The following is a 20986-nucleotide window of genomic DNA, read 5'->3' on the forward strand; positions in this document are numbered from 1 at the left end:
TGCGGTGATCCGCGGACGCACGCCGTTGGTGGGTCTTACGCTCCCTCCAGCAGTTCAAGGAGCCTTCCGGCGGCTTCGAGGACCGGTTGGCCGACCGCGCCCGCAGCCGCGGCAACTCCCACAATGGTCAACAGGGCACGCCGCAGCTCCGGGGCAGGGAGCGACGCGTCGCTGATGACCGGGAGGATCTCGACGGCGGGCGCCAAGGAAGGGATTCCGGCCGCCAGTTCCTGAACCTGATGGACCAGTTCCCGCAGGGCCGCCAGCTCCACCGCGGCCGATACCCGGTCGGGACCCTGCGGTGCGGAATGGTAATTGACAATTCCGGTGTTGCAATGACCGCCGTGCATGTTGACCACGTGACCGAAATGAAGAGTGCTGCTGTCGCTCGTCGCACCCTTGTTCCGCCTCCTCCGGTGTCGTTGTGACCGGCCCTGTGCCTGCTGGAAGCCGGCATCCGGTTCAGGCGGCGTGGGTTCTCCACCGGGCTCCTCCTCGGCGTGCTCCCGGCCGGTGATCGCCGCGAGACCGCCGACGAGGTCGATCCCACCTTCCACGGCGGACAGCACCGCGCGGTCGGCACTCGCCAGCCAGGCATCCAGCTCGAGGTCGGTGTCGGGGTCGGACCTGGACAGGTCCTCGTACTCGTTCATCGGGCACCTCCTCGCCCGCTCAGATGCGCCTTGAGCGTGACTCGGGCCCGGTGCAGGTTCTGCCGGACCGCCGCTTCCGTGACACCCAGTTCCTCCGCGATCTCCCCCACGGTGTACCGGTCGTAAAACCAGGCCATGACCTGCCTCTGCCGCGGGGGCAGGGCGGAGAGTGCGGCGTAGACCTCACGTTCCTGTTCGCTCAACTGAATGTTGGTAGGCAGATGGAACTCGGCGCCCGTCTCGGGAAGCTCTCCGGGAAGGTCTTCGCGGAGTTTGGTGCGGAAGTAGAGCCGCGTGGCCACGGTACGCAGCCAGCGTGCGGGAAAACGAATACTCTCCCACACCGGATAGGCGGTGGCGAAGGCCTCCTGCGCGGCATCCACGGCTTCCTGGGGGCGCGCGCCGTGCTTCATGACGAACCGGACCAGCAGAGGCATCTCCCGCCGGTACACCTCTGGAAAGTCAAGCGGGGCCGACTCGGTCTTGACGCGAGTGCCCGGCCCCGGCAGTGACGTGTCATCCGCCATGCGGCGCTCGCTGTGCCCGGGACGGTTGCCGGCCGACTTCGATGGTGACCTCGTCCCCGGCAGCGGAGCGCATCCGCACCCGGCTTCCCGTCGGGAGTTCCCCAGCCATCTGGGCTCCGGCACGATGCTGGGACACCAGAGCCTCCGAATCCCGGCGCGTCCGGAACCAGACCGTCAAGCAACGGGCAAGGTACGCAACTGCGCACAGCCCTGCCGTGAGCAACGATGCCTCCATCGCCTCTTCTCCCCTGTACGTCGGTTGCTGGGCACGGCCACCGGCTCGGGCCGGCCGACCGTTGCTTAGTACCGTGAGAGACGCCATCTGTGACATGCAATGTGCGTGAAGTTTCGGACGGTGGACGAAGTCGGCAAGCGCGCTGGGGACGGACGGTCAGGGACGGGGATCGCCGGGTCTGTGCCGCTTGCGAGACCGTAATCTGCATCTACCGGTTCCGATGCCATCCGCCTGAGTCCGCGCTGTTCGAGCGGTGCATCTCCTTGGCATGGTGTTCCGGGTGCCGGGCCTATTCCGGTGGGATGGTTCAGGTTCCCCGAAGACGTGTCCTCGTCACCTTCCTGCGGACGAGCGCGATCGACTTCTCGCCAGCGAGGTGAAACTGATCGAATTTCTCGATGTCCACGGCAGCGGCCGACGGTCCTGGCGGCGAGGGTTCAGCGGTTGAGGCTGTAGCGGAGCAGGCGGGACCGGGCTTCGGCCTCGGATAGGCCGAGGGCGGTACCGATGGTGTGCGGAGACAGGCCGTCGGCTTCCGCGCTGAACGCGGCGTTGCGTCCGACGTGCCGGATGAGGCGTTCCAGTACTGCAACCGCTTTGAGCGCGGCCACGGGAGCGTCGGCGGCCAGGGAATCGAGCTGCCGCTCCAGCTGGTCGAGGGTGTCCTGGAGCCCTTCGGGAAGTGGCACGGAGCGTGCTTCCACGTGGCTGATGTGGACCATCCAGTCGTTGTACGGGCCCGAGGTGTCGACGTCCGCGTCGTACAGCGGTCCGTCGCGGAGCTGCGTCCAGTCGATCGGGTACTGCTCGGTGCCGCGCCACCCGCAGGCGCACGAGCCGCGCATGGAGTCCGCCCGCGGCCGGCCGGAGCGGCCGTCGTACACGTACCACTCGCGGGTCACGTGGAAATTCGAGCCGCTGCCCGGGTCCAAGTACACCGGCCCCGGCTCACTGCCATCAGCGAGCACCACCCCCACCATCCCGTGGTGGGACGCTCCGAACTCCTCCACCTGCCACGACATGACGCTCCTCCCTGGAAAACGCCCTGAACGGACGACAGGACCCTCCGACCATGCCGCACGCGAACAACGAACACAGTGGAGTTCCCCAAAGTCCGCCAACGAATGGGCGATTCGCCACCCTGGCGGGCGTGTTTCAGCCGGCGTGCGGCAGGTTCGGGGTAAGAGTGAGGGCCGGCCGCGGGAGCGGCCGGCCCTCACTATCCTCGCCCTAGCCTTCGTCAGGGGTCACGGCGGCCTTGGCGCAGGTCACCTTGGCGAACTTCGAGGTGACGGTGTACGTGTCGTTGGGTACCCCGGTGAACTCGAAGAAGCCGTCCTTGATGGTCAAGGTCGTGTTCACGGTGGCGCCTTGGGAGTTCTTCAGGGTGACCGTCTCGGCCTCCGGGAATCCCCTGCCGGACACGCCGAAGGTCTGTCCCGGTCCCTTGGTCACGGTGCACTTGATCGCGGCTGCCTCGTCGGCTTCCTCGTCCGTCACGAACTTGGGGCAGGTCGCTGTCCCGGACCTCCTGCCGGCGGCACGGTAGGTGTCGTTGGGCAGTCCGGTGACCTCGAAGAAGCCTCCGGTGATCGCAGTGGTCGTTCGCACCGTGGAGCCCGTCGAGTTCTGCACACGAATCCGTTCGCCCGGCCTGTATCCGTTGCCCGACACCCCGAAGAGGCCACCAGGGCCTTGTGACACCATGCAGGTGACGGTGGGGACGGCTCGCACCGCCGCGTCAGCCGTCGACATGCTGACGGCGGTCCAACCGCTGCAGGCCACGGCTGTTGCCACCGCGGTCGACAGGATCTTCCTCCTCATGAGCTTCCCCTTCCCTCGGCAGGCCGCAGAATCGCGCGTGCGTCCCCGCGGCCGGCCGGTAGGCGTTCCGGAAAGTCAAGCGTTGGTCCGGTGGATTCGGGGGGGTTCGGGGGATGTCGACATCTGCGAACGAACCTTTGGATTCGCTCACTCGCACACCCTCGGGACACACCCCCACCCGATCACCACTATCGCACCGGACCCGTCAGGCCGCATGTGGGGCCGGTCCCGGGCAGGGGTGGGCAGCAGAGGGCGTGGTCAGCAGATGCGGGGCAGTTGTTCGCCGAGCGGGAGGTCGACCACGCGGGTGCCGCCGAGGGCGGTACGGGCGACCACCATGCCGGGGTGGGCCGCCACGGCCTCGCCGATCACCGTAGCCGCCGCGCCCAGGGGGTGGGCGCGCATGGCGTCCAGGACGGCGTCCGCGTGTTCGCGGGGGACGAAGGCGACGAGCTTGCCCTCGTTGGCGACGTACAGCGGGTCCAGGCCGAGGATGGCGCATGCGTTGGCCACGGCCGGGGGGATCGGCACGGAGCGCTCCTGGATCACCACGCCGGTGCCGGAGGCCGCCGCGATCTCGTTGAGCGAGGCGGCCAGGCCGCCTCGGGTCGGATCGCGGAGGACGTGGAGGTCCGGGGTGACCGCGAGCATGGTCTCGACGAGTCCGCCCAGTGCCGCGCAGTCGCTTTCGATCTCGACTCCGAATTCCAGCCCCTCCCGTACGCTCATGATCGCAACCCCGTGCAGGCCGATCTCCCCGCTGACGATCACCACGTCGCCGGGCCGGACCCGCTGCGGACGCAGATCGACCCCGGCGGGGATGAGCCCGATCCCCGAGGTGGTGATGAAGATGCCGTCCCCGTGACCGGATTCGACCACCTTGGTGTCCCCGGTGGCCACTTCGACCCCCGCCGTGCGCGCCGCGGCACCCATGGCCTCGGCGACCCGGGCGACCACCTCGACCTCGACGCCCTCCTCCAGGATGAAGGCACCGGACAGGTAGGCGGCGCGGGCGCCGCTCATGGCCAGATCGTTCACGGTGCCGTTGACCGCAAGGTCGCCGATGCTGCCGCCGGGGAAGAACAGTGGCCGGACCACGAAGGAGTCGGTGGAGAAGGCCAGCCGGGCGCCGCCCAGCGAAACGGCGGCGGAGTCGCCGAGTTGGGCGAGCGCCTCGCCGCCGAAGGCCGGAGCGAAGACGTGCTGGACGAGTTCGGCGGAGAGCGTGCCGCCACCGCCGTGCCCCATGACCACCCTGGGGTGGTCGCGCAGCGGTGCCGGGCAGGACCATGCCGTGAGGTCCGGGGTGCGGAGCTGGGTGGACTCAGGCAACGGGGCTCGCCTCCAGAGGTGCCAGGGGTTCCAGGTGTTCCACGGGTGCGGTGGTGGGCTCCAGGCGCCGGTACAGGTAGTACGCGGCGCAGGCGCCCTCGCTGGAGACCATCGTGGCCCCGAGCGGATTGCGGGGGGTGCAGGTGGTGCCGAACGCCTCGCACTCGTTCGGCTTCAGCAGGCCTTGCAGTACCTCACCGCTGCGGCAGGCGGCGGGCTCCCGGGTGTTGATGCCGGTCACCGAGAAGCGGTGTTCGGCGTCGTACTCCCGGTAGCGGGAGGACAGCCGCCAGCCGCTGGCCGGGATGACCCCGATGCCGCGCCAGGCCCGGTCGGTGACCTCGAAGACGTCCTGGAGCATGGCGAGGGCGGCGGGATTCCCCTCGGGCCGGACCGCGCGCGGATAGGCGTTCTCCACCCGGTGCTCGCCGCGCTCCAGTTGCCGTACGGTCCGCCGTACGCCTTCCAGGATGTCCAGCGGCTCAAAGCCGGTGACCACGACCGGGACGCGATAGCGGTCGGCCAGCTCCGGGTACTCGCCGGTGCCCATCACGCTGCAGACGTGCCCGGCCGCGAGGAACGCCTGGACCCGGCAGTCGGGGGACTGCATGATCGCCTCGATCGCCGGGGGGACCCGGACGTGGGACACCAGCAGGCTGAAGTTGCGGATGCCGAGCCTGCGGGCCTGATGGACCGTCATTGCGTTGGGGGGCGCGGTGGTTTCGAAGCCGATGCCGAAGAACACCACCTCGCGGTCGGGGTTCTGCCGGGCGATCCGCAGGGCGTCGAGCGGGGAGTAGACCACCCGTACGTCACCGCCCTCGCCGCGGACCCGGAACAGGTCCCGCCCGGTACCGGGGACGCGGAGCATGTCGCCGAAGGAGCAGAAGATCACCTCGGGTCGCGAGGCGATCTCCAGGGCCTTGTCGATGAGTTCCAGCGGGGTGACGCACACCGGGCAGCCCGGTCCGTGGATCAATTCCACGGCATCCGGCAGCAGTTGGTCGATGCCGTGCCGGATGATCGTGTGGGTCTGCCCCCCGCACACCTCCATCAGGGCCCACGGCCTGGTCACCGTCGCGTGGATGTCGTCCAGCAGGCGCCGGGCCAGGTCCGGGTTCTGGAATTCGTCGATGTACTTCACTGCTTGGCCTCCTGCGGCGCTTCGGTGCCCTCGGCACTCCCGGCACCCTCGGGCCACGGCGATCCGCCCGTCCCGGCAGCCGCCTCCCACGGGTCGCCGAACTCCTCCTGCAGCAGCCCGAGGTTGGCGAAGAGGTCGAGGGTCTGCTTCGCCGACTGTTCGTCCAGGAGCTGGAGGGCGAACCCCACGTGGACGATGGCGTATTCACCGACCTGGAGGTCCGGCAGGTACTCCAGGCACACGTCCTTGACCACGCCGCCGAAGTCGACGGTGGCCATGCGGGTGCCGTCCCGTTCCTCGATGTCCAGCACTTTTCCTGGTACCGCCAGGCACATGGGGGCTCCTCGGTTTCCTGCTCAGTTCTTGGTGGATCCGGCGATCATCAGTTGGCCCAGGGCCAGGCCCCCGTCGTTGGGGGGCACCCGGTGGTGGCGCAGCACCGTGAAGCCGTCCCGGCGCAGTGCGGCGGCGCAGGCCTCGGAGAGCAGGACGTTGGCGAACACCCCGCCGGTCAGGGCCACGGTGTCCGGTCCGTGCCGTTCGCGCGCCAGGACGCAGATGCGGTGAACGAGGCCGGCGACCGCGGCGTGGAAGCGGGCCGCCACGACCGGCGGCGGCGTACCGGCGCGTACGTCCGCCACGGCGGCGGCCAGGAGCGGAGCGGGGTCTGCGGTCAGCGGGTCCCGGGAGGCGGGACCTGCCGGGGAGATCGCGAAGGCGTAGCCGGTCGCGCCGGGAGCGGTCAGTGCCGCGGCCTCCAGTTCGATGGCCGCCTGTGCCTCGTACCCGGACCGGTGGCACACCCCGCCGAGGGAGGACACGGCGTCGAACAGCCGGCCCATGCTGGAGGTGGGTACGCAGTTCAGTCCGGCGTCCAACTGCCGTGCGAGTACGCGCCGTTCGCCCGGCGGGCAGGCCGCCACGCAGGGCAGGTCGTCCGTCCAGGCGATTCCGGCCGCGCGCAGATGCGCCAGCGCCATGCGGTACGGGCGGTGTACGGCGGCGTCGCCGCCGGGGAGGGGGACGTAGGCGAGGTGGGCGAACCGGAGGTACCCGGCGTAGTCCGCGAGCAGGAACTCCCCGCCCCACACCGCCCCGTCGTCGCCGTAGCCGGTGCCGTCGAAGGCGACGCCGATCACCGGCCGACTGCCGTCCGCCCCGTGTTCGGCCATCGCAGCCGCGATGTGGGCGTGGTGGTGCTGGACCCGTACGACCGGCCGGCCGGCCGCGTGCCGTTCGGCCCACTGCCCGGAGCGGTACCCGGGGTGCCGGTCGGCGGCCAGGACCTCCGGTGCCACCCCCGTGATCGCCTCCAGATGCCGTTCGGCGCGTGCGAAGGCCAGCTGCGTGGCGAGGTCGTCCATATCGCCGATGTGCGCCGACAGCCAGGCCCGGCGCCCTTCGGCGAGGCAGAACGCGTTCTTCAGGTCCCCGCCGGCGGCCAGGGCGGGACGGACGGGGAGCGGCAGGGTGACCGGCAGCGGGGCGTAGCCGCGGGCGCGGCGTACGGTCATCAGCTCCCCGTCGCTCACCCGCACCACGGAGTCGTCGCAGGGCACATGGATCGGGCGGTCGTGGGTGAGCCAGGCGTCGGCCAGGTGTGCCAGCCGTTCCAGTGCCTCGGCATCGTCGGTGACGATGGGTTCGCCGGCGATGTTTCCGCTGGTCATGACCAGCAGGCGGGGTCCCGGGGGGTCGTCGGCGAGGCCGAGGAGCAGATGGTGCAGGGGCGTGTAGGGCAGCATCACGCCCAGGTCGGGGCTGCCCGGTGCGACGGCCCGGGCGGGCATGGGGCCCTGGTGTCCCGGCGGGGCGGCGGCGCGGCGGCGGAGCAGGACCACGGGCCGCGCTCCCCCGGTGAGCAAAGCGCGTTCCTCCGGGCCGAGGTGCACGAGGTGTTCGACGTCGGAGACCGAGCGGGCCATCAGCGCGAAGGGTTTGTCACCGCGGGCCTTGCGGCGGCGCAATCGGGCTACGGATTCGGTGTGGGTGGCGTCGCAGGCCAGGTGGTAGCCGCCCAGGCCCTTGACGGCGAGGATCGCACCGTCGGAGAGGAGACTGCGGGCCTCGGCGACCGGGTCCACGTCTCGGACCTCGACGGGTCGCCCGTCCGGCTCCGGGCAGAGCAGCCGGAGACGGGGGCCGCAGGCGTGGCAGGCGACGGGTTGTGCGTGAAAGCGCCGGTCGGCCGGATTTTTGTACTCCCTGGCGCAGTCGGGACACATCGGGAAGCCGGCCATGGTGGTCCGGGAGCGGTCGTACGGCAGGCCGGTGACGATGGTGAAGCGCGGGCCGCAGTGGGTGCAGGTGATGAAGGGGTGGCGGTGGCGCCGGTCGGCGGGGTCGGCGAGTTCGGCGAGGCAGGCCGCGCAGGTGGCCGTGTCCGGGGAGACCAGGGTGCGGGCAGGTCCCTCCGTACGGGAGGCGGTGATGGCGAAGCCGGTCGTGCCGGAGGCGGGGATCTCCCGGTGGTCGACGGATTCCACCACGGCCAGGGGCGGTGCCTCGGCGGCGATCCGGTCGCAGAAGAGGGCCACGGCGGACGGTGCGCCCTCGACCTCCACGACGACGCCCTCGCCGGTGTTCGTGACGTGCCCGGAGAGGTCCATGGCGGTGGCGAGGGTGTGCAGGAACGGCCGGAAGCCGACGCCCTGGACGACGCCTCGGACCGTGATCCGGCGGCGGTGGTATGTGTCGGGTGCGAGGGTGCCGGGAGGCCGAGTGGTCACGCGTGGGGCCCGCGGCCGGGTGCCGAGACGTGCTCCAGGGCGTGGTGGTCGTGATGACCGCGAACGTGGTCATGGTCGTGGTCAGCGTGGCTGTGGTGCTCGTGGGTGTGGTCGTCGTGGTGCCGGCGGGCCATGACCGGTTCGTGCACCGGGCCGCCGGCCGCGACCGCCGTCGCGCGGTCGAGCAGCCCGCCCGTGCCCTCGCCCCGGCGCGCCGAGGTCAGCAGTACCTCCACGCCGGGGTTGACCTGCTCGACGTGCGCGCGGAACGCCGCCTCGTCGAACCCGACGGCCTCGGCGATGTCGGTCTTGGTGACCACCACCAGCTGGGCGAGACCGAAGGCGGTGGGGTACTTCAGGGGCTTGTCCTCCCCTTCGGTGACCGAGGCCAGGACGACCCGCAGGGATTCACCGAGGTCGTAGGAGGCGGGGCAGACGAGGTTCCCGACGTTCTCCACGAACAGCAGCCGGGTGTCCGCCGGGAGCCATCCCTCCAGATGGCGGCCCAGCATCCCAGCCTCCAGGTGGCACAGTCCGTCGGTGAGGACCTGCTTGACCGGAACGCCGGAGCGGGCGAGCCGGGTGGCGTCGTTCTCCGTGGCGAGGTCGGCGGTGAGGGCGGCGACCGGCACGCCCCGCTGCCGTGCGAGGAGCAGTTCGCCTTCCAGCAGGGCCGTCTTCCCGCTGCCGGGGCTGGAGAGCAGGTTGACCACCGTGGTGCCCCGGGCTGCCAGTTCGCTGCGCAGCGCGTGTGCGGTGGCGTCGTTCTTGGCGAGTACCGCCTGGTGGAGGTCGACGACTCGGCACATGGTTCAGTGCTCCTCGGAGATCGGTTCTCGGGTGCGGTCGGGGGTCCGGCCGTCCTCCCAGCGCACGCTGACGATCTGCAGCTCGCGGCCCGAGAGGAGTTCGGACGTCGGCGCCCCGCACTCCGGGCAGCACAGCTGCGGCGGCATGCCGACCGCCCACTCGTGCGCGCAGGCGCCGCAGCGGGCGCGGCCCGGCACGGTTTCGGTGGCCAGGTCGGCGCCTTCCAGGAGGGTCCCGGCGCAGGCGAGTTCGAAGGAGAACGCCAGCGCGTCGGGGACGACTCCGGCCAGTTCGCCCACCCGGAGCCGGACGGAGGTGACGGCGGTGACCCCGCCGGCCCGGGCGGCTGCCTCCTCGACCTGGCCGACGACGGCCATGGCCATGGACATCTCGTGCATCGGTCTCCGTCCTGGCGGAGGCCGATCGAGGGGCGGCCGGTCCGCTGGGCCTCATTACACGGCGGGCCGGCGGAGCGGGCTCCGTGGCTCGCCGGTGCCGGCCGCGCGGGTACGCCGTTCGGTGCAGTGGCGCCTCACATGCTGCGCATCCGGAGGTAGCGCCGGAGGTCGGGCATCACCTGCTTCATCAGCGCGACGAAAGCAACAAGGGCGACGGCGGCGCCGACACCTTCGAGAGCGGACTTCTTCATGGCGTTCTCTCCTCACTTCCCGGCCGGACCGGTGGCCGCTCCGGGTACGGACGCGGGGACGGACCCGGGGACGGACGCCTCGGGTGCGCCGCCGTGGACCAGGTCGAGGACCCATCGCACCGCTTCGGGCACGGCGGCGGCGACCTCGGGGCCGAGTCCCACGCCCTCCTCGAGCGAGGCGGGCTCGCAGCCCACCACGAGCGTGCGCCGCGGTGGGGTCGATCCGGTGCCGGCGCACAGCGTGTCCAGCAGCGCCAGTACGGCGTCGGGTGACATGTGGTGGCCGTCGAGCACGGCGCCCGAGGGTTCGATGCCGCCGGGCGTGCCGGCTTCGATCAGGTACAGGGTGCCGGGGGCGCCGCCGCGGGCGGTGGCGTCGATCAGGATGAGCGTGTCGTAGCCGTCGAGCAGCTGGTACGCCAGGTGTACGCCGCGTACGCCGATGTCCACGGCCTCGACGTCGGCGGGCAGTCGGTGCGCGGCGAGGGCGCGTACCACTTCCACGCCGAAGCCGTCGTCGCCGAGGAAGATGTTGCCGACACCGGCGATCAGGGTCCTGGTTGCGGTTTTCACATGTCCTCCGGGAGGGCGACCTCGTCGGGCCGGAAGTACAAGTACCGGCCCTGCTCCCGGCGGATGTCGGCGCCGGGATCTCCCTCGACGGTCACCGCGAGGTGCGTTCCCCCGTCCACATCGTGGAGTACGGCTTCCACCTGGGCGTTGCGGCCGTGCAGGAACAGGTCCTGGGCGTCGGTGCGGCGCAGCCCGGGCCGCAGTTGCACCCGGCTGCCCGCGGCGACGGGGTGGCCGTCGACCAGGACGTGGTCGGTGGCGGGGTCGAGGCCGGCGTCGGCGGCGGGGTCCCACCAGGGGGTTTCGGGCGGGGAGATGCCAGGGCCGGGGGTGGCCGGGGTGCTGCCCGGTTCGGTGATCTCCCGGAGGGCGCGGACCGCTCCGTGCAGCCGTTCCAGTACCTCGGGCGGCATCGAGTCGGCGAGGTCGATCACGGCAGCCGCCTTGGCATCGGTCCCGCGGGCCTCGCGCTTCTCCTGGTCGGTGAGGGCGGCGGTGCGCAGGGCGAGGATCTCGTCGATCTCGGTGGCGTCGTAGAGCGCTCCCGGGCTTTCCGGGGCGATGGCCGGGTGGTCCTCCAGGATGATCGGGGAGGACAGCATCAGGTCGGCGCGGCCGGGGGCGCCCGCCAGGACGGGCCAGGTGTGGCGGTTCCGGCAGGAGGCGACGGCCGTCTTGGCCCACTCCGGCGGGTCCGTCATGGAGAGGAACGAGCCGGCGCCGAGGCACAGCAGGAGGTGGGTGGAGACCAGGGAGTGCGGCAGGACGGCGTCCCGGTCGGCCCCGGCGCGGGCATCACCGTCGTCGTCGGCCGGGCTCCAGGTGCTGGTGTTCTCGACCACGGCCGTCAGTTTCAGCACCCGGTAGGGGCCGTCGAGTTCGGTCGCGGACAGCCGCAGGACCCCGGTCACCTCCTCGCCCCGGCGGACCAGCCGGCCCACCAGCCGACCGTCGGGGTGGTGAACGGGCTCGTACTCCTCCGTCGCCGGGCGGGTGAAGGGGACGGCGATCCCGTCCCCGGTCAGCTCGGCCACGGTGGTGAGGACCTCGATGCGCTCCTCGTTCCCCTCGTCCCAGGGGACCAGGACCCGGTCGGGGATGTGGAGTTCGGGCACGGTCTCGAAGGTGCCGTCCGGCCGGGCCCGCTGGACGGTGCGCCGCAGGGCGTGCAGGAAGCGCACCTCGGCCGCCAAAGTGGCGTCCGCCCGGGGTTCCATCAGGACTTCGGTGCGCTGGAAGGCGTGTTCCGCGCGGTCGGTGCCCCAGGCGGGGGGCACCAGCACGCCGAACTGCCAGCGCAGCCGGTTCTTGGCCGCGGAGGCCCGGTAGGGGTAGAGGACGTAGCCCTCGAAGAGGACGGCGTCGGCCACCTGCCGGGCGGTGGCGAGCCGGGATTCCGTCTCGGGGCCGAACACGGCGGTGGTCATGTCGCGGTCCTCTCGGTGACGCGCGGCGGTACGGCGGCGGAGCCGGGCAGGATACGGGGGGCCGGGCGGGCGGGGCTGCGGGGAGCCGCCGCGGCGCTCTCCTCCAGCAGCGCGCGCAGGGTCGCCTCCCAGGAGGGCAGGGCGTGCTGGGAGCGGAAGGCGAGCAGGGCGTCCATGGTGTCGCGGGGCAGCCGGATCCAGCCGCAGCCGGGGAAGTGCTGTTCGATCATCTCCCGCCACACCTCGACCGGCAGTCGGCAGGTCGCCTCCCGGTCCCAGGGCACGGGGTGCACGCGGAAGCCTCCGGCTCCGGTGAACGCCGTGCCGGAGAACAGCATCAGCAGGGGTGCCTCGCCGCCCTCGAGGGCGGCGAAGTAGCGGGTCGCCGCGATGTCCATGTCGTAGGTGCAGGGCACCACGAGGTCGGTCTCGGTCTCGCCGCTGAAGCCGGGGACCATCAGAGGGACCTGCGCGAACTGCACGGGCTGGAGCGTGGTGCCCCAGCGTGAGCGTTCGCCGAAGAGGTCGGCCAGTCCGGCCGCCTCCCGGTCCTCGTAGCCCCGCCGGGCCGGCTCGATCCGGATCTGGCAGCGCAGCGCGAGGGCGTGGACGGGCTCCTGCGGTTCCTGCGGTTCCTTCGATGTTGCCGTGATGCGCAGCCGGAAGACCAGGGTGGGCCCGGCGGCGTAGGGGTCGGCGCGTACGCCGGTGCAGGTGAAGGCGAGTTCGGTCATGACGGCTCCGCCTCCCCTGCGGCCCGGGCCCGTTGCCGGACCTGGGCGAAGAACTCGGCCAGCGCGGCCCGGGCCTCCGCTCCGCCGTCGAACCCCTGCCACAGCAGGCGCATCCGGCCCACCAGCTCGTAGCAGACGTCGACCGGGACGAGGTGGCATTCGGTGCTGCCGTGCTCGCGGTGCAGCAGCAGGGCCTCCACGTCCGGTTCGAGCAGCCGGGCAAGCCGGCTGCCGCCGAGTACGGTCTGCCAGGTCGACGGGTCGAGTTCGCTCTCGGTGGCGCCGGCCGGGCTGGGGTAGAGGGCGACCAGCCGGTCGAGGGCGGCGTTGCGGAAGAAGAAGGCGACGCCGACCGGAATCTGCAGCAGTTCCCAGGCGGTGTCGTCGAGGGTGTGGGCCGGGTCGGACAGGTAGCGGTCCGGGACGGTACGGAACCGGCCGCCCGCGGCGCCGGGCCGGCTGAACAGCAGGGCGCAGGGGGTGCAGGCGCAGGCCAGTGCGCGCTGCTCGGTGTCCACCAGATGCCGGTGGTCGTCGTCGGCGACCGGTCTGCCGCACAGTTCGCACCGCTGCTGCTCCGGTGGTCGCTGTGCGGTGAACCGGCGCAGCCCGGTGGCGCCGGCGGCAGCACTGCCGGCGGCTGCCGGGCGCTGCCGCGCCGCCTGGTGCGTACTCACGAAGCCGTCACCGGCCGAGTGCCGATCTGGAGCAGGGCCGGCTGCCGGGGGGAGGCGGCGGGCTGTTCCAGCTCCACCCGGCTCACCTCCGGGGCGAAGCCCGCCACGGCGGCTTCGACGGCCTGCCGGACCGTTTCGCCGGTGCTCGGACAGCCACAGCCCCCGCCCCCGGCCCCGCCTGCGGCCGGCTGCTCGGCGGAGCGCAGCCGCAGGGTGCCGGTCGCGGCGTCGAACTCCACGACCTCCACGGGGTACCGGCCGCCGTCCAGGGCGCGGGCGATCCGGGTGGCGGTGTCCTCGGGGTGCAGGTCGTGCAGGACCAGCAGGCCGGAGACGAGTTCGTCGTCGAGCAGCCGGGAGAGCGCGCGGTGGTGGTCCCCCGCCGGGGCTTCCAGCACTTCGACGATCCGGGCCAGTCCGGCGCCGTAGAAGTCCATCAGCACCCGGACGAGTTCCTCGGCCGAGGCCGCCGCCCGGTGGTCTCCGGCAGCGGCCAGGCGGTCGAGGATCTCCTCGACGCGCCGGCCGGCCTGCTCCGCGGTCGGGGCGATCGGGGCGGTCGGGGCGATCGGGGCGCTCATCCGGCCAGGCCGCTCAGGCCGGTCGGCACGTGCATCTTCTGCACGGTCTTGCCCCCGCCCACGTACATGTGGACCCCGCAGGGCAGGCAGGGATCGAAGCTGCGCACGGCGCGCATGATGTCGATGCCCTTGAAGTTCTCCGGGGTGTTCTCCTCGAAGATGGGGGTGTTCTGTACGGCGTCCTCGTACGGGCCGGGGGTGCCGAAGGTGTCGCGGGTGCTGGCGTTCCACGGGGTCGGCGGGTAGGGGTGGTAGTTGGCGATCTTGCCGTCCCGGATGACCATGTGGTGGGAGAGCACGCCGCGTACGGCCTCGGTGAAGCCGACGCCGATGGACTCGTCCGGCACCTCGAACTTCTCCCAGGTCTGGGTGCGTCCGGCGCGGACCTCCTCCAGGCCCTTCTCTGCGCAGTGCAGGGCGATGGCCGCGGCGTACGCCTGGAAGTAGGTACGGGCGCGGTTGCGTTCCAGTGCGTTGCTCCAGCGCGGGATCTTCCACTCGAAGCGGGTCTCGGGCTTGGTCATGGTGCGCGGCAGGGTGATGACCACGCTGTGGCCGGTGGCCTTGACGTAGCCGACGTCGACGAGACCGGACAGGGCGGTGGACCACAGGCGGGCGATGGGGCCGCCGCCGGTGTCGAGGGCGAGGTGGTCCTTGCCGTCGAACCAGCGGGGGGACATCACCCAGCTGTACTTGTCGTCGAAGTTCCGCTTCTGCGGGGCCGGGATGGTGTGCTGGTTCCACGGGTGGCGCGGATCGACGGGGTTGCCGAGCGGGTCGCGGGTGACGAACTGCTCCTGGCCCTCCCAGTCCTCGTAGTAGGAGCTGCCGAGCAGGATCCTGATGCCGAGGTTGATCTCGGTGAGGTCGTTGGTGACCAGTTTGCCGTCCACGATGACGCCCGGGGTGACGAACATCTTCCGTCCCCAGTCGGTCATGTTGGCGTAGGTGAAGTCGCAGTGCTCCGGGTCGTTGAGCGCGCCCCAGCAGCCGAGCAGGACGCGCCGGCGGCCGACCTCCTCGTAGCCGGGCAGGGCTTCGTAGAAGAAGTCGAAGAGGTCGTCGTGGAGCGGGACGACGCGCTTCATGAACTCCACGTACCGCATGAGGCGGCTCATGTAGTCGGTGAACAGCTGTACGGAGGCGATGGTCCCGACGCCGCCCGGGTAGAGCGTGGAGGGGTGCACATGGCGGCCCTCCATCAGGCAGAACATCTCCCGGGTGTAGCGGCTGACCTGGAGGGCTTCGCGGTAGAACTCGCCCTCGATGGGGTTGAGGGAGCGCATGATGTCGGCGATGGTGCGGTATCCGTGCTCGCCGGCGTGCGGGGCCTCGGTGCGTTCGGCGAGCTCCAGGACTCCGGGGTTGGTCTCGCGGACCATCTTCTCGCAGTAGTCGACCCCGACCAGGTTCTCCTGGAAGATGTTGTGGTCGAACATGTACTCCGCGGACTCGCCGAGGTTGATGATCCACTCGGCGAGGTGCGGAGGCTTCACTCCGTAGGCCATATTCTGCGCGTACACCGAGCAGGTGGCGTGGTTGTCGCCGCAGATTCCGCAGATGCGGCTGGTGATGAAGTGCGCGTCACGGGGGTCCTTGCCGCGCATGAAGACGCTGTAGCCGCGGAAGACGGAGGAGGTGCTGTAGCACTCCGCCACGCGCTTCTGCTTGAAGTCGATCTTCGTGTGGATGCCGAGACTGCCCACGATCCGGGTGATCGGATCCCAGGCCATCTCCACCAGACCACTGCCGTCGCCGGGCTTCGTCTTCGGTGTTGCCATCGTGTGTGCTGCGCCCTTCTTCAGGTCTTCACTGGGTCACGCGGGAGGGAGGCCGGTCGGGTCACCAGGGCGGCCGGTAGCCGGTGGTCAGTCGTTCGCCCGTGTGGCGCCACTTCGGCTCCTTGTCCACGGTCCGGATCGTGATCTCGCGGAGCCTGCGGACCACGGCTCCGTACGCGCCGCTGGCTTTGCTGGAGACCTTGGCGCCGGCGGGTTCGTCCATGAACGGCATGAACTTGTCGGGGAAGCCGGGCATCGTGCAGGCGATGCAGATGCCGCCGACGTTCGGACAGCCGCCGATGCCGTTCATCCAGCCCCGCTTGGGCACGTTGCACTTGACGACGGGGCCCCAGCAGCCGAGTTTGACCAGGCATTGGGGCGAGTCGTACGTGGTGGCGAACTGGCCCTGCTCGTAGTACCCGGCGCGGTCGCATCCCTCGTGCACCGTGGCCCCGAAGAGCCAGGTCGGACGGAGCTTGTCGTCCAGGGGGATCATCGGGGCGGATCCGGCGGCCTGGTAGAGCAGGTAGGTCAGCGTCTCGGAGAAGTTGTCGGGCTGGATCGGGCAGCCGGGGACGCACACGATGGGGATGCCGGCCTTGGACTTCCAGTCCCAGCCCAGGTAGTCGGGCACGCCCATGGCGCCGGTGGGGTTGCCGGACATGGCGTGGATCCCGCCGTAGGTGGCGCAGGTTCCGATCGCGACCACGGCGAGCGCGTTGGGGGCCAGCCGGTCGATCCACTCGCTGGTCGTGATGGGCTGGCCGGTCTCGGGGTCGTCCCCGAACCCGCACCAGTAACCCTCGGGTTTGATGGACTCGTTGGGGATGGATCCCTCGACGACCAGGACGAAGGGGTCGATCTCGCCGCGCTCGCCCTTGAAGAACCATTCGATGAACGTGTCCGCGCCGCCCACCGGCCCGCACTCGAAGTCGATCAGGGGCCAGTGGACGGCGATCTTCGGCAGGCCCGGCAGTACGCCTTGCACGATCTCCTCGATGCTCGGCTGCATCGCGGCGGTCAGGGCCACCGAGTCGCCGTCGCAGCTCAGCCCCGCATTGATCCAGAGGATGTGGATCGGGGCCTCGTCCCCACCCGGTGCCGCAGCGGCACCGGAGGTCTCGGTCGTGGTGGTGGTGGTCGGCGTCGCTGCAGCCATCGCGCAGCCTCCTAGGGGAGGAATCCAACGAAATACCGCTTATCGTGCTTCGCACTACTTGATAGCAGGCGGCCGGTCACCCCGCGACAGCACGCTCCCCCGCCGTCCGGGCACCGTCTCGCCGATGTGCGGCGGCGTTCCGTCCGGGGGTTCCTTGCGTACGAAGGCCCGGCGCAGCGCGTGGTAGGGGGCGTCCGGGTCGAAGAAGGTGCGGTGCATCCGGGCCAGTTCCTCCTCCCGGTGGGCGGCCAGCGGCCGGTCCGCCTCCTGCCGCTCCCGCTCCCCCTTCTTGGCGGCGATCCTCGCCTGGGTGGCGGGCGATGCGGCCAGTCGGGTGGCGAGCCGGCGGACCTCCCCGGGGAAGTCCTCCGGCGGGCAGGCCAGCGTCCGGTCCACCAGGCCGAGCCGCTGCCCGGCCGCGGCGCTCACCGGCAGGGCCTCCCGGGTGAGCCGCTCGGCCGCGGCGGGGCCGACCCGGCGGGGGAGGCTGTAGGTCCAGTACTCCGAGCCGTACAGGCCCATCAGGCGGTAGTGCGGATTGAGGACCGCCCCCGATCTGCACCACACCTCGTCCGCTGCCAGGGCCAGCATCACCCCGCCGGCGGCTGCGTTGCCGCCCACGGCGGCGACCACCATCCGGTCGGTGGTCGTCAGGACGGCCTCGACGAGGTCGTCCATGGCGTTGATGTTGGCCCAGGACTCCGCTCCCGGGTCCTCGGCCGCCTCGATGACGTTGAGGTGGATCCCGTTGGAGAAGAAGTCCCTGCTGCCGCCGAGCACCAGGACCGAGGTGGGCCGGGAGCAGGCCGCCCGGTAGGCGTCCAGCAGGCGGCGGCAGTGCGAGGTGCTCATGGCGCCGCCGGGGAAGGAGAAGGAGAGGAAGCCCGCCCGGCCCTCCTCCCGATAGCGGATATCGGCCCAGGTGCGGCCGTGGCGTGCAGAGTCGTCCACGGGCGCCGGGTGTTCGCGCAGGGCGGGCAGGGCGGGCAGGGCGGGCAGCAGGCCCGGTCGGGTGCCGAGCGCCAGGACGGCCGGGAGCTTGACGGTGGCGGGGCCTCCGGGCGTTCGCCGGGCCCGCATCTCGGGGATCCACACGGCGCCGTCGGCGGTTGCCCGGCAGACCGCCCCGTTCCTGGTGGCCAGCAGCTCCCCCGGGCGGCCGGTGAGTTCGTCCTCCGGATGCCCTCCGTGCAGGAACCACTCGCCGCCGAGCAGCTCGTCGAGCACCCCGGGCCGGGAGTCGGCGGCGCGCAGTTTGCGCACCACGGTTTCGGTGGAGTCCGCTGCCCAGTCGATGCGCCGGAGCTCCTGGGCGAAGTACGGTCTGGTCCGGGCGGTGCCGTCGGCGCCCGCGCCGCTCTGCGGGCGCGGGGCGTACGTCCCGGAGGCGAACCGCTCCACGGCCGTGAGCACGGCGGCCACGGCGGCGTCGGACACCTCGTTGCGGTACAGGTCGCTCTTGCCCACGGGCGGGACCGTGCAGGCCGCCGACGCCCATACGTCACCCGCGTCCATCTCCGCATCGGCCTGCAGGACGGTGACGCCCCAGCGGGTCTCGTTCCGGTGGATCGCCCAGTCGAGCGAGGACGGCCCGCGGTCGCCCACCGGTCCGGGATGGACGACGAGGCAGGTGTGGGCGGTCCATACGTCCCGGGGGATGGCCCGCTTCAGCATCGGTGCCAGGACGAGGTCAGGTGCGCACCGGGTGACGGCGTCCCGGATGGATGCTTCGTCGTGCGCGAGACGCACCATCAGGCTGTGTCCGTGGTCGCGCAGTTCGGCGTGGACGCGCTGGGTGAGGCTGTTGAAGGCGCTTGCGACAAGCAGGATGTGCATGGCAACCCCTCTGCGCGCCGGCGGCGGCCGGAAGGACTCGCTCCGGCCGCTTGCGATTCTGCGGCACGCGGTCGCGAATGCGGCCGACCCCGGGCGGTCGCGTCACACGAACGCCGGGCAGACGGACGCAGCCCGGCGCTGCTTCGGCTCCCCGCCCGCACGGCGGCTCTAGCATGGCGCGCATGGCCGCCGCACTGTCCGACAAGATCCGGGGACCCCGGGTGCAGAGCGCCCTGCAACTGGCCGAGGATTCCATCCACCTGGTCGTCGCGACGTTCCTGGTGCTGCTGGCCGCGCTATTGGCGTTCGGGGTCGTCAGCGATGTCGTGAGCGCCATCAGGGGGCCGTACGAGGAGCAGGCGATCGTGCTGACGGCGCTGGACAGCAGCCTGGTGCTGTTCATCGTGGCCGAGCTCCTGCACACGGTGCGCCTGACCATCCAGAACCGGCGGCTGAACGCCGAGCCCTTCCTCGTGGTCGGCATGATCGCGGGCGTCCGCAAGGTGCTCATCGTGACCGCGGAGTCGGAGCAATCGTTCCGGTGGAATGTGCAGGGCGTCGAGCTGGTCATCCTGACGGGGCTGATCCTGGTGATGGCGCTGGCCCTGTTCATCTGGCGCCGGGCCCTGGCGGAAGAAGCCCGTCCCGGGCTGGCGCTGCCGGACGCGTGAGGGCTGCGGCGGGCGTAGCGGGTGCGGGGTTCCTTCGGATAGGGGAAGCTGGGCATGGCCGCAGCGTCGGCCGTGGCACGACCGGCGAGGAGGGTCCCGTGGACACTTCAGGAGACGTCAGGCCCGCGCGTATATCCCGGCCCGCTTCCGTAGTACGGAAGGCCGCGCTGCTCTGCGCGGCGGCGGCCCTGACCGCGGGCGCCGTACCGGCCTCCGCACAGACGCCCCGGCCCGCACCGGCTCCGCTCGTGGTCGTGGACTGCTTCTCCCAACCCCAGGTGCGCCCCAAGGAGTACCTGCTGGCCTGCGGAGACGGCAACAACCAGCTGGTCCGGCTCCGCTGGGAGAACTGGGGGCCACGGACCGCGACGGCCGTCGGCACCGACATGGTGAACGACTGCCGCCCCTACTGCGCGGCAGGCCGCTTCCGCCCCTACCCGGTTACGGTGACACTGGCCAACCCGAGGCCCTGGCCCGAGCACCCCGAGATCCAGCGCTTCACCACGATCCGGCTGCTCTACACCGACACCGCGCCCGCGCCGGTCCCGAAGGACGTCACGTACTCGCTCGACTACTGACGGGGGACGGTGACGACCACCTTGCCGCGGGCCTGGCGGGCCGCCAGCCGGCGGATGGCGTCGGGAGCCTCGGCCAGCGGGTACGTCCGGTCGACGACCGGCGTCACCCGGCCGGCCTCGATGAGCCCGGTCAGGACCAGCAGGTCCTCGTGGCGCTCCGCCGAGACCAGCACCCGCAGCCGCTGGCGGACGACCACGGACAGCAGCTGGGCCCGGAGCAGGCGATCGGTGCCGCCCAGCCACGGCCCGCCGTCCCCGCCGACGAGGACCAGCGTGCCCGTGGGGGTGAGGATCCGCCGCAGGCGGGACAGGGAGCGGTTCCCCGCGATGTCGAGGATGAGGTCGTAGCGGCGCGTGCCGTCCGTGATGTCCTCGCGGGTGTAGTCGACCACGTGGTCCGCGCCGATCGAGCGGACCAGCTCGGTCTTGCCCGTACTGCACACGCCGGTGACCTCGGCGCCGAACGCCCGGGCCAGCTGCACCGTGTACGTGCCCACTCCCCCTGCGGCGCCGATGACCAGGGCCTGCTGGCCGGAGCGCACCCGCCCCTGGTCCCGCAGGGCCTGGAGGGCGGTGAGGCCGGATGCCGGGACCGCCGCGGCCTGTTCGAAAGTGAGGTTGGCGGGTTTCGGTGCGAGTTTGCGCTCGGGGGCGCAGGCGTACTCGGCGAAGGTGCCGCGGCCGATCCCGTACACCTCGTCGCCCGGCCGGAACCGGGTGACATTGCGGCCGACCGCCTCGACCCGACCGGCGAGGTCCATGCCGGGGATGCGGCGGCGGGGCCTGCGCAGTCCGTAGGCCAGCCGGAGCAGGCGGGGCAGGCCCGTCATGAGGTGCCAGACTCCGGCGTCCACTCCGGCTGCATGCACACGGACGAGGACCTCGTCGTCGCCGGGTGCGGGCCTGTCGACCTCCGCGAGCCGGAGTACGTCCGCGGAACCGTACACGTCCTGCACGATCGCCTTCACGGTGTCCTACCTTTCTTGATGTGGGCCTGAACTGGTCATTCGTAAGATCGGTGGGGCCCAGGGGTCCCGGGTATGGCTGTCACTGTGACGCCGTTGGA

The 20986-nt window shown here is 71.3% G+C and carries 22 protein-coding genes; 2 read left to right on the plus strand and 20 right to left on the minus strand.

What is annotated here, in order from left to right:
• Positions 1-35 precede the first annotated feature (35 nt).
• From ABT123_RS35035 to ABT123_RS35120, 19 genes are all read right to left on the minus strand, one after another.
• Positions 36-653, minus strand: coding sequence for a hypothetical protein (locus ABT123_RS35035; protein WP_351322188.1), 618 nt, complete (start codon positions 651-653; stop codon positions 36-38).
• Positions 650-1180, minus strand: coding sequence for an RNA polymerase sigma factor (locus tag ABT123_RS35040; protein ID WP_351322190.1), 531 nt, complete (start codon positions 1178-1180; stop codon positions 650-652). Before ABT123_RS35040 ends, ABT123_RS35035 begins: the two co-directional genes overlap by 4 nt.
• 672 nt (positions 1181-1852) lie before the next feature.
• Positions 1853-2437 carry a hypothetical protein gene (locus ABT123_RS35045; protein ID WP_351322192.1) on the minus strand — a complete coding sequence of 195 codons (585 nt, stop codon included), beginning with the start codon at positions 2435-2437 and terminating at the stop codon, positions 1853-1855.
• A 208-nt stretch (positions 2438-2645) separates the two neighbouring features.
• Positions 2646-3026, minus strand: a complete 381-nt coding sequence (locus tag ABT123_RS35050) for a hypothetical protein (protein ID WP_351322194.1) — start codon at positions 3024-3026, stop codon at positions 2646-2648.
• Positions 3027-3497: 471 nt separating this feature from the next.
• The gene (gene hypE, locus ABT123_RS35055) at positions 3498-4571 is read right to left on the minus strand and encodes a hydrogenase expression/formation protein HypE (protein WP_351322196.1); all 1074 of its coding nucleotides are present in this window, start codon (positions 4569-4571) and stop codon (positions 3498-3500) included.
• Positions 4564-5715: a hydrogenase formation protein HypD gene (gene hypD, locus ABT123_RS35060; protein WP_351322198.1), complete on the minus strand. Its 1152-nt coding sequence runs from the start codon at positions 5713-5715 to the stop codon at positions 4564-4566. Before hypD ends, hypE begins: the two co-directional genes overlap by 8 nt.
• Positions 5712-6050: a HypC/HybG/HupF family hydrogenase formation chaperone gene (locus ABT123_RS35065; RefSeq protein ID WP_351322200.1), complete on the minus strand. Its 339-nt coding sequence runs from the start codon at positions 6048-6050 to the stop codon at positions 5712-5714. The genes hypD and ABT123_RS35065 overlap by 4 nt, the downstream gene beginning before the upstream one ends.
• A 21-nt stretch (positions 6051-6071) precedes the next feature.
• Positions 6072-8444 carry a carbamoyltransferase HypF gene (hypF, locus tag ABT123_RS35070; RefSeq protein ID WP_351322202.1) on the minus strand — a complete coding sequence of 791 codons (2373 nt, stop codon included), beginning with the start codon at positions 8442-8444 and terminating at the stop codon, positions 6072-6074.
• The gene (gene hypB, locus ABT123_RS35075) at positions 8441-9253 is read right to left on the minus strand and encodes a hydrogenase nickel incorporation protein HypB (protein WP_351322204.1); all 813 of its coding nucleotides are present in this window, start codon (positions 9251-9253) and stop codon (positions 8441-8443) included. Before hypB ends, hypF begins: the two co-directional genes overlap by 4 nt.
• 3 nt (positions 9254-9256) lie before the next feature.
• Positions 9257-9652, minus strand: a complete 396-nt coding sequence (locus ABT123_RS35080; RefSeq protein ID WP_351322206.1) for a hydrogenase maturation nickel metallochaperone HypA/HybF — start codon at positions 9650-9652, stop codon at positions 9257-9259.
• A 134-nt stretch (positions 9653-9786) separates the two neighbouring features.
• On the minus strand, positions 9787-9903 hold the full coding sequence (locus tag ABT123_RS36825) for a DUF6893 family small protein (protein ID WP_502971157.1): 117 nt from the start codon (positions 9901-9903) through the stop codon (positions 9787-9789).
• Between the two features lie 12 nt (positions 9904-9915).
• On the minus strand, positions 9916-10476 hold the full coding sequence (locus tag ABT123_RS35085; protein ID WP_351322208.1) for a hydrogenase maturation protease: 561 nt from the start codon (positions 10474-10476) through the stop codon (positions 9916-9918).
• Positions 10473-11903, minus strand: a complete 1431-nt coding sequence (locus ABT123_RS35090; RefSeq protein WP_351322210.1) for a hypothetical protein — start codon at positions 11901-11903, stop codon at positions 10473-10475. The genes ABT123_RS35085 and ABT123_RS35090 overlap by 4 nt, the downstream gene beginning before the upstream one ends.
• Positions 11900-12637 (minus strand): DUF6084 family protein, encoded by a 738-nt coding sequence (locus tag ABT123_RS35095; protein ID WP_351322212.1) that lies wholly within the window; start codon positions 12635-12637, stop codon positions 11900-11902. Before ABT123_RS35095 ends, ABT123_RS35090 begins: the two co-directional genes overlap by 4 nt.
• Complete coding sequence (locus ABT123_RS35100; RefSeq protein ID WP_351322225.1) at positions 12634-13245, minus strand: DUF5947 family protein; 612 nt, start codon at positions 13243-13245, stop codon at positions 12634-12636. The genes ABT123_RS35095 and ABT123_RS35100 overlap by 4 nt, the downstream gene beginning before the upstream one ends.
• 65 nt (positions 13246-13310) lie before the next feature.
• The gene (locus ABT123_RS35105) at positions 13311-13895 is read right to left on the minus strand and encodes a NifU-related iron-sulfur-binding protein (RefSeq protein WP_351322214.1); all 585 of its coding nucleotides are present in this window, start codon (positions 13893-13895) and stop codon (positions 13311-13313) included.
• Positions 13892-15676 (minus strand): nickel-dependent hydrogenase large subunit, encoded by a 1785-nt coding sequence (locus tag ABT123_RS35110; RefSeq protein ID WP_351322215.1) that lies wholly within the window; start codon positions 15674-15676, stop codon positions 13892-13894. The genes ABT123_RS35105 and ABT123_RS35110 overlap by 4 nt, the downstream gene beginning before the upstream one ends.
• 61 nt (positions 15677-15737) lie before the next feature.
• Positions 15738-16835, minus strand: coding sequence for an NADH-quinone oxidoreductase subunit B family protein (locus ABT123_RS35115; protein WP_351322217.1), 1098 nt, complete (start codon positions 16833-16835; stop codon positions 15738-15740).
• Positions 16836-16889: 54 nt separating this feature from the next.
• On the minus strand, positions 16890-18671 hold the full coding sequence (locus ABT123_RS35120) for an enoyl-CoA hydratase-related protein (RefSeq protein WP_351322219.1): 1782 nt from the start codon (positions 18669-18671) through the stop codon (positions 16890-16892).
• Positions 18672-18853: 182 nt separating this feature from the next.
• Between ABT123_RS35120 and ABT123_RS35125 the strand changes: the two genes are divergently transcribed.
• Both ABT123_RS35125 and ABT123_RS35130 read left to right on the plus strand, forming a co-directional pair.
• Positions 18854-19342, plus strand: a complete 489-nt coding sequence (locus ABT123_RS35125) for a phosphate-starvation-inducible PsiE family protein (RefSeq protein WP_351322221.1) — start codon at positions 18854-18856, stop codon at positions 19340-19342.
• Between the two features lie 98 nt (positions 19343-19440).
• Positions 19441-19920 (plus strand): hypothetical protein, encoded by a 480-nt coding sequence (locus tag ABT123_RS35130; RefSeq protein WP_351322223.1) that lies wholly within the window; start codon positions 19441-19443, stop codon positions 19918-19920.
• On the opposite strand, the gene ABT123_RS35135 is transcribed toward ABT123_RS35130, so the two are convergent.
• On the minus strand, positions 19914-20888 hold the full coding sequence (locus tag ABT123_RS35135) for an NAD(P)-dependent alcohol dehydrogenase (protein WP_351322224.1): 975 nt from the start codon (positions 20886-20888) through the stop codon (positions 19914-19916). The genes ABT123_RS35130 and ABT123_RS35135 overlap by 7 nt on opposite strands.
• Positions 20889-20986 lie beyond the last annotated feature (98 nt).

Source organism: Streptomyces sp. NPDC002054 (assembly GCF_040296685.1).
Taxonomy (GTDB): domain Bacteria; phylum Actinomycetota; class Actinomycetes; order Streptomycetales; family Streptomycetaceae; genus Streptomyces.

Excerpts from the sequence above, each read along its gene's own strand:
- ABT123_RS35105 (WP_351322214.1), bottom strand. The coding sequence starts at position 13,895 with ATGAGCGCCCCGATCGCCCCGACCGCCCCGATCGCCCCGACCGCGGAG.
- ABT123_RS36825 (WP_502971157.1), bottom strand. The coding sequence starts at position 9,903 with ATGAAGAAGTCCGCTCTCGAAGGTGTCGGCGCCGCCGTCGCCCTTGTT.
- ABT123_RS35095 (WP_351322212.1), bottom strand. The coding sequence starts at position 12,637 with ATGACCGAACTCGCCTTCACCTGCACCGGCGTACGCGCCGACCCCTAC.
- ABT123_RS35045 (WP_351322192.1), bottom strand. The coding sequence starts at position 2,437 with ATGTCGTGGCAGGTGGAGGAGTTCGGAGCGTCCCACCACGGGATGGTG.
- ABT123_RS35080 (WP_351322206.1), bottom strand. The coding sequence starts at position 9,652 with ATGCACGAGATGTCCATGGCCATGGCCGTCGTCGGCCAGGTCGAGGAG.
- ABT123_RS35035 (WP_351322188.1), bottom strand. The coding sequence starts at position 653 with ATGAACGAGTACGAGGACCTGTCCAGGTCCGACCCCGACACCGACCTC.
- ABT123_RS35090 (WP_351322210.1), bottom strand. The coding sequence starts at position 11,903 with ATGACCACCGCCGTGTTCGGCCCCGAGACGGAATCCCGGCTCGCCACC.
- ABT123_RS35120 (WP_351322219.1), bottom strand. The coding sequence starts at position 18,671 with ATGCACATCCTGCTTGTCGCAAGCGCCTTCAACAGCCTCACCCAGCGC.
- hypB (WP_351322204.1), bottom strand. The coding sequence starts at position 9,253 with ATGTGCCGAGTCGTCGACCTCCACCAGGCGGTACTCGCCAAGAACGAC.
- ABT123_RS35065 (WP_351322200.1), bottom strand. The coding sequence starts at position 6,050 with ATGTGCCTGGCGGTACCAGGAAAAGTGCTGGACATCGAGGAACGGGAC.
- ABT123_RS35040 (WP_351322190.1), bottom strand. The coding sequence starts at position 1,180 with ATGGCGGATGACACGTCACTGCCGGGGCCGGGCACTCGCGTCAAGACC.
- ABT123_RS35115 (WP_351322217.1), bottom strand. The coding sequence starts at position 16,835 with ATGGCTGCAGCGACGCCGACCACCACCACCACGACCGAGACCTCCGGT.
- ABT123_RS35110 (WP_351322215.1), bottom strand. The coding sequence starts at position 15,676 with ATGGCAACACCGAAGACGAAGCCCGGCGACGGCAGTGGTCTGGTGGAG.
- ABT123_RS35125 (WP_351322221.1), top strand. The coding sequence starts at position 18,854 with ATGGCCGCCGCACTGTCCGACAAGATCCGGGGACCCCGGGTGCAGAGC.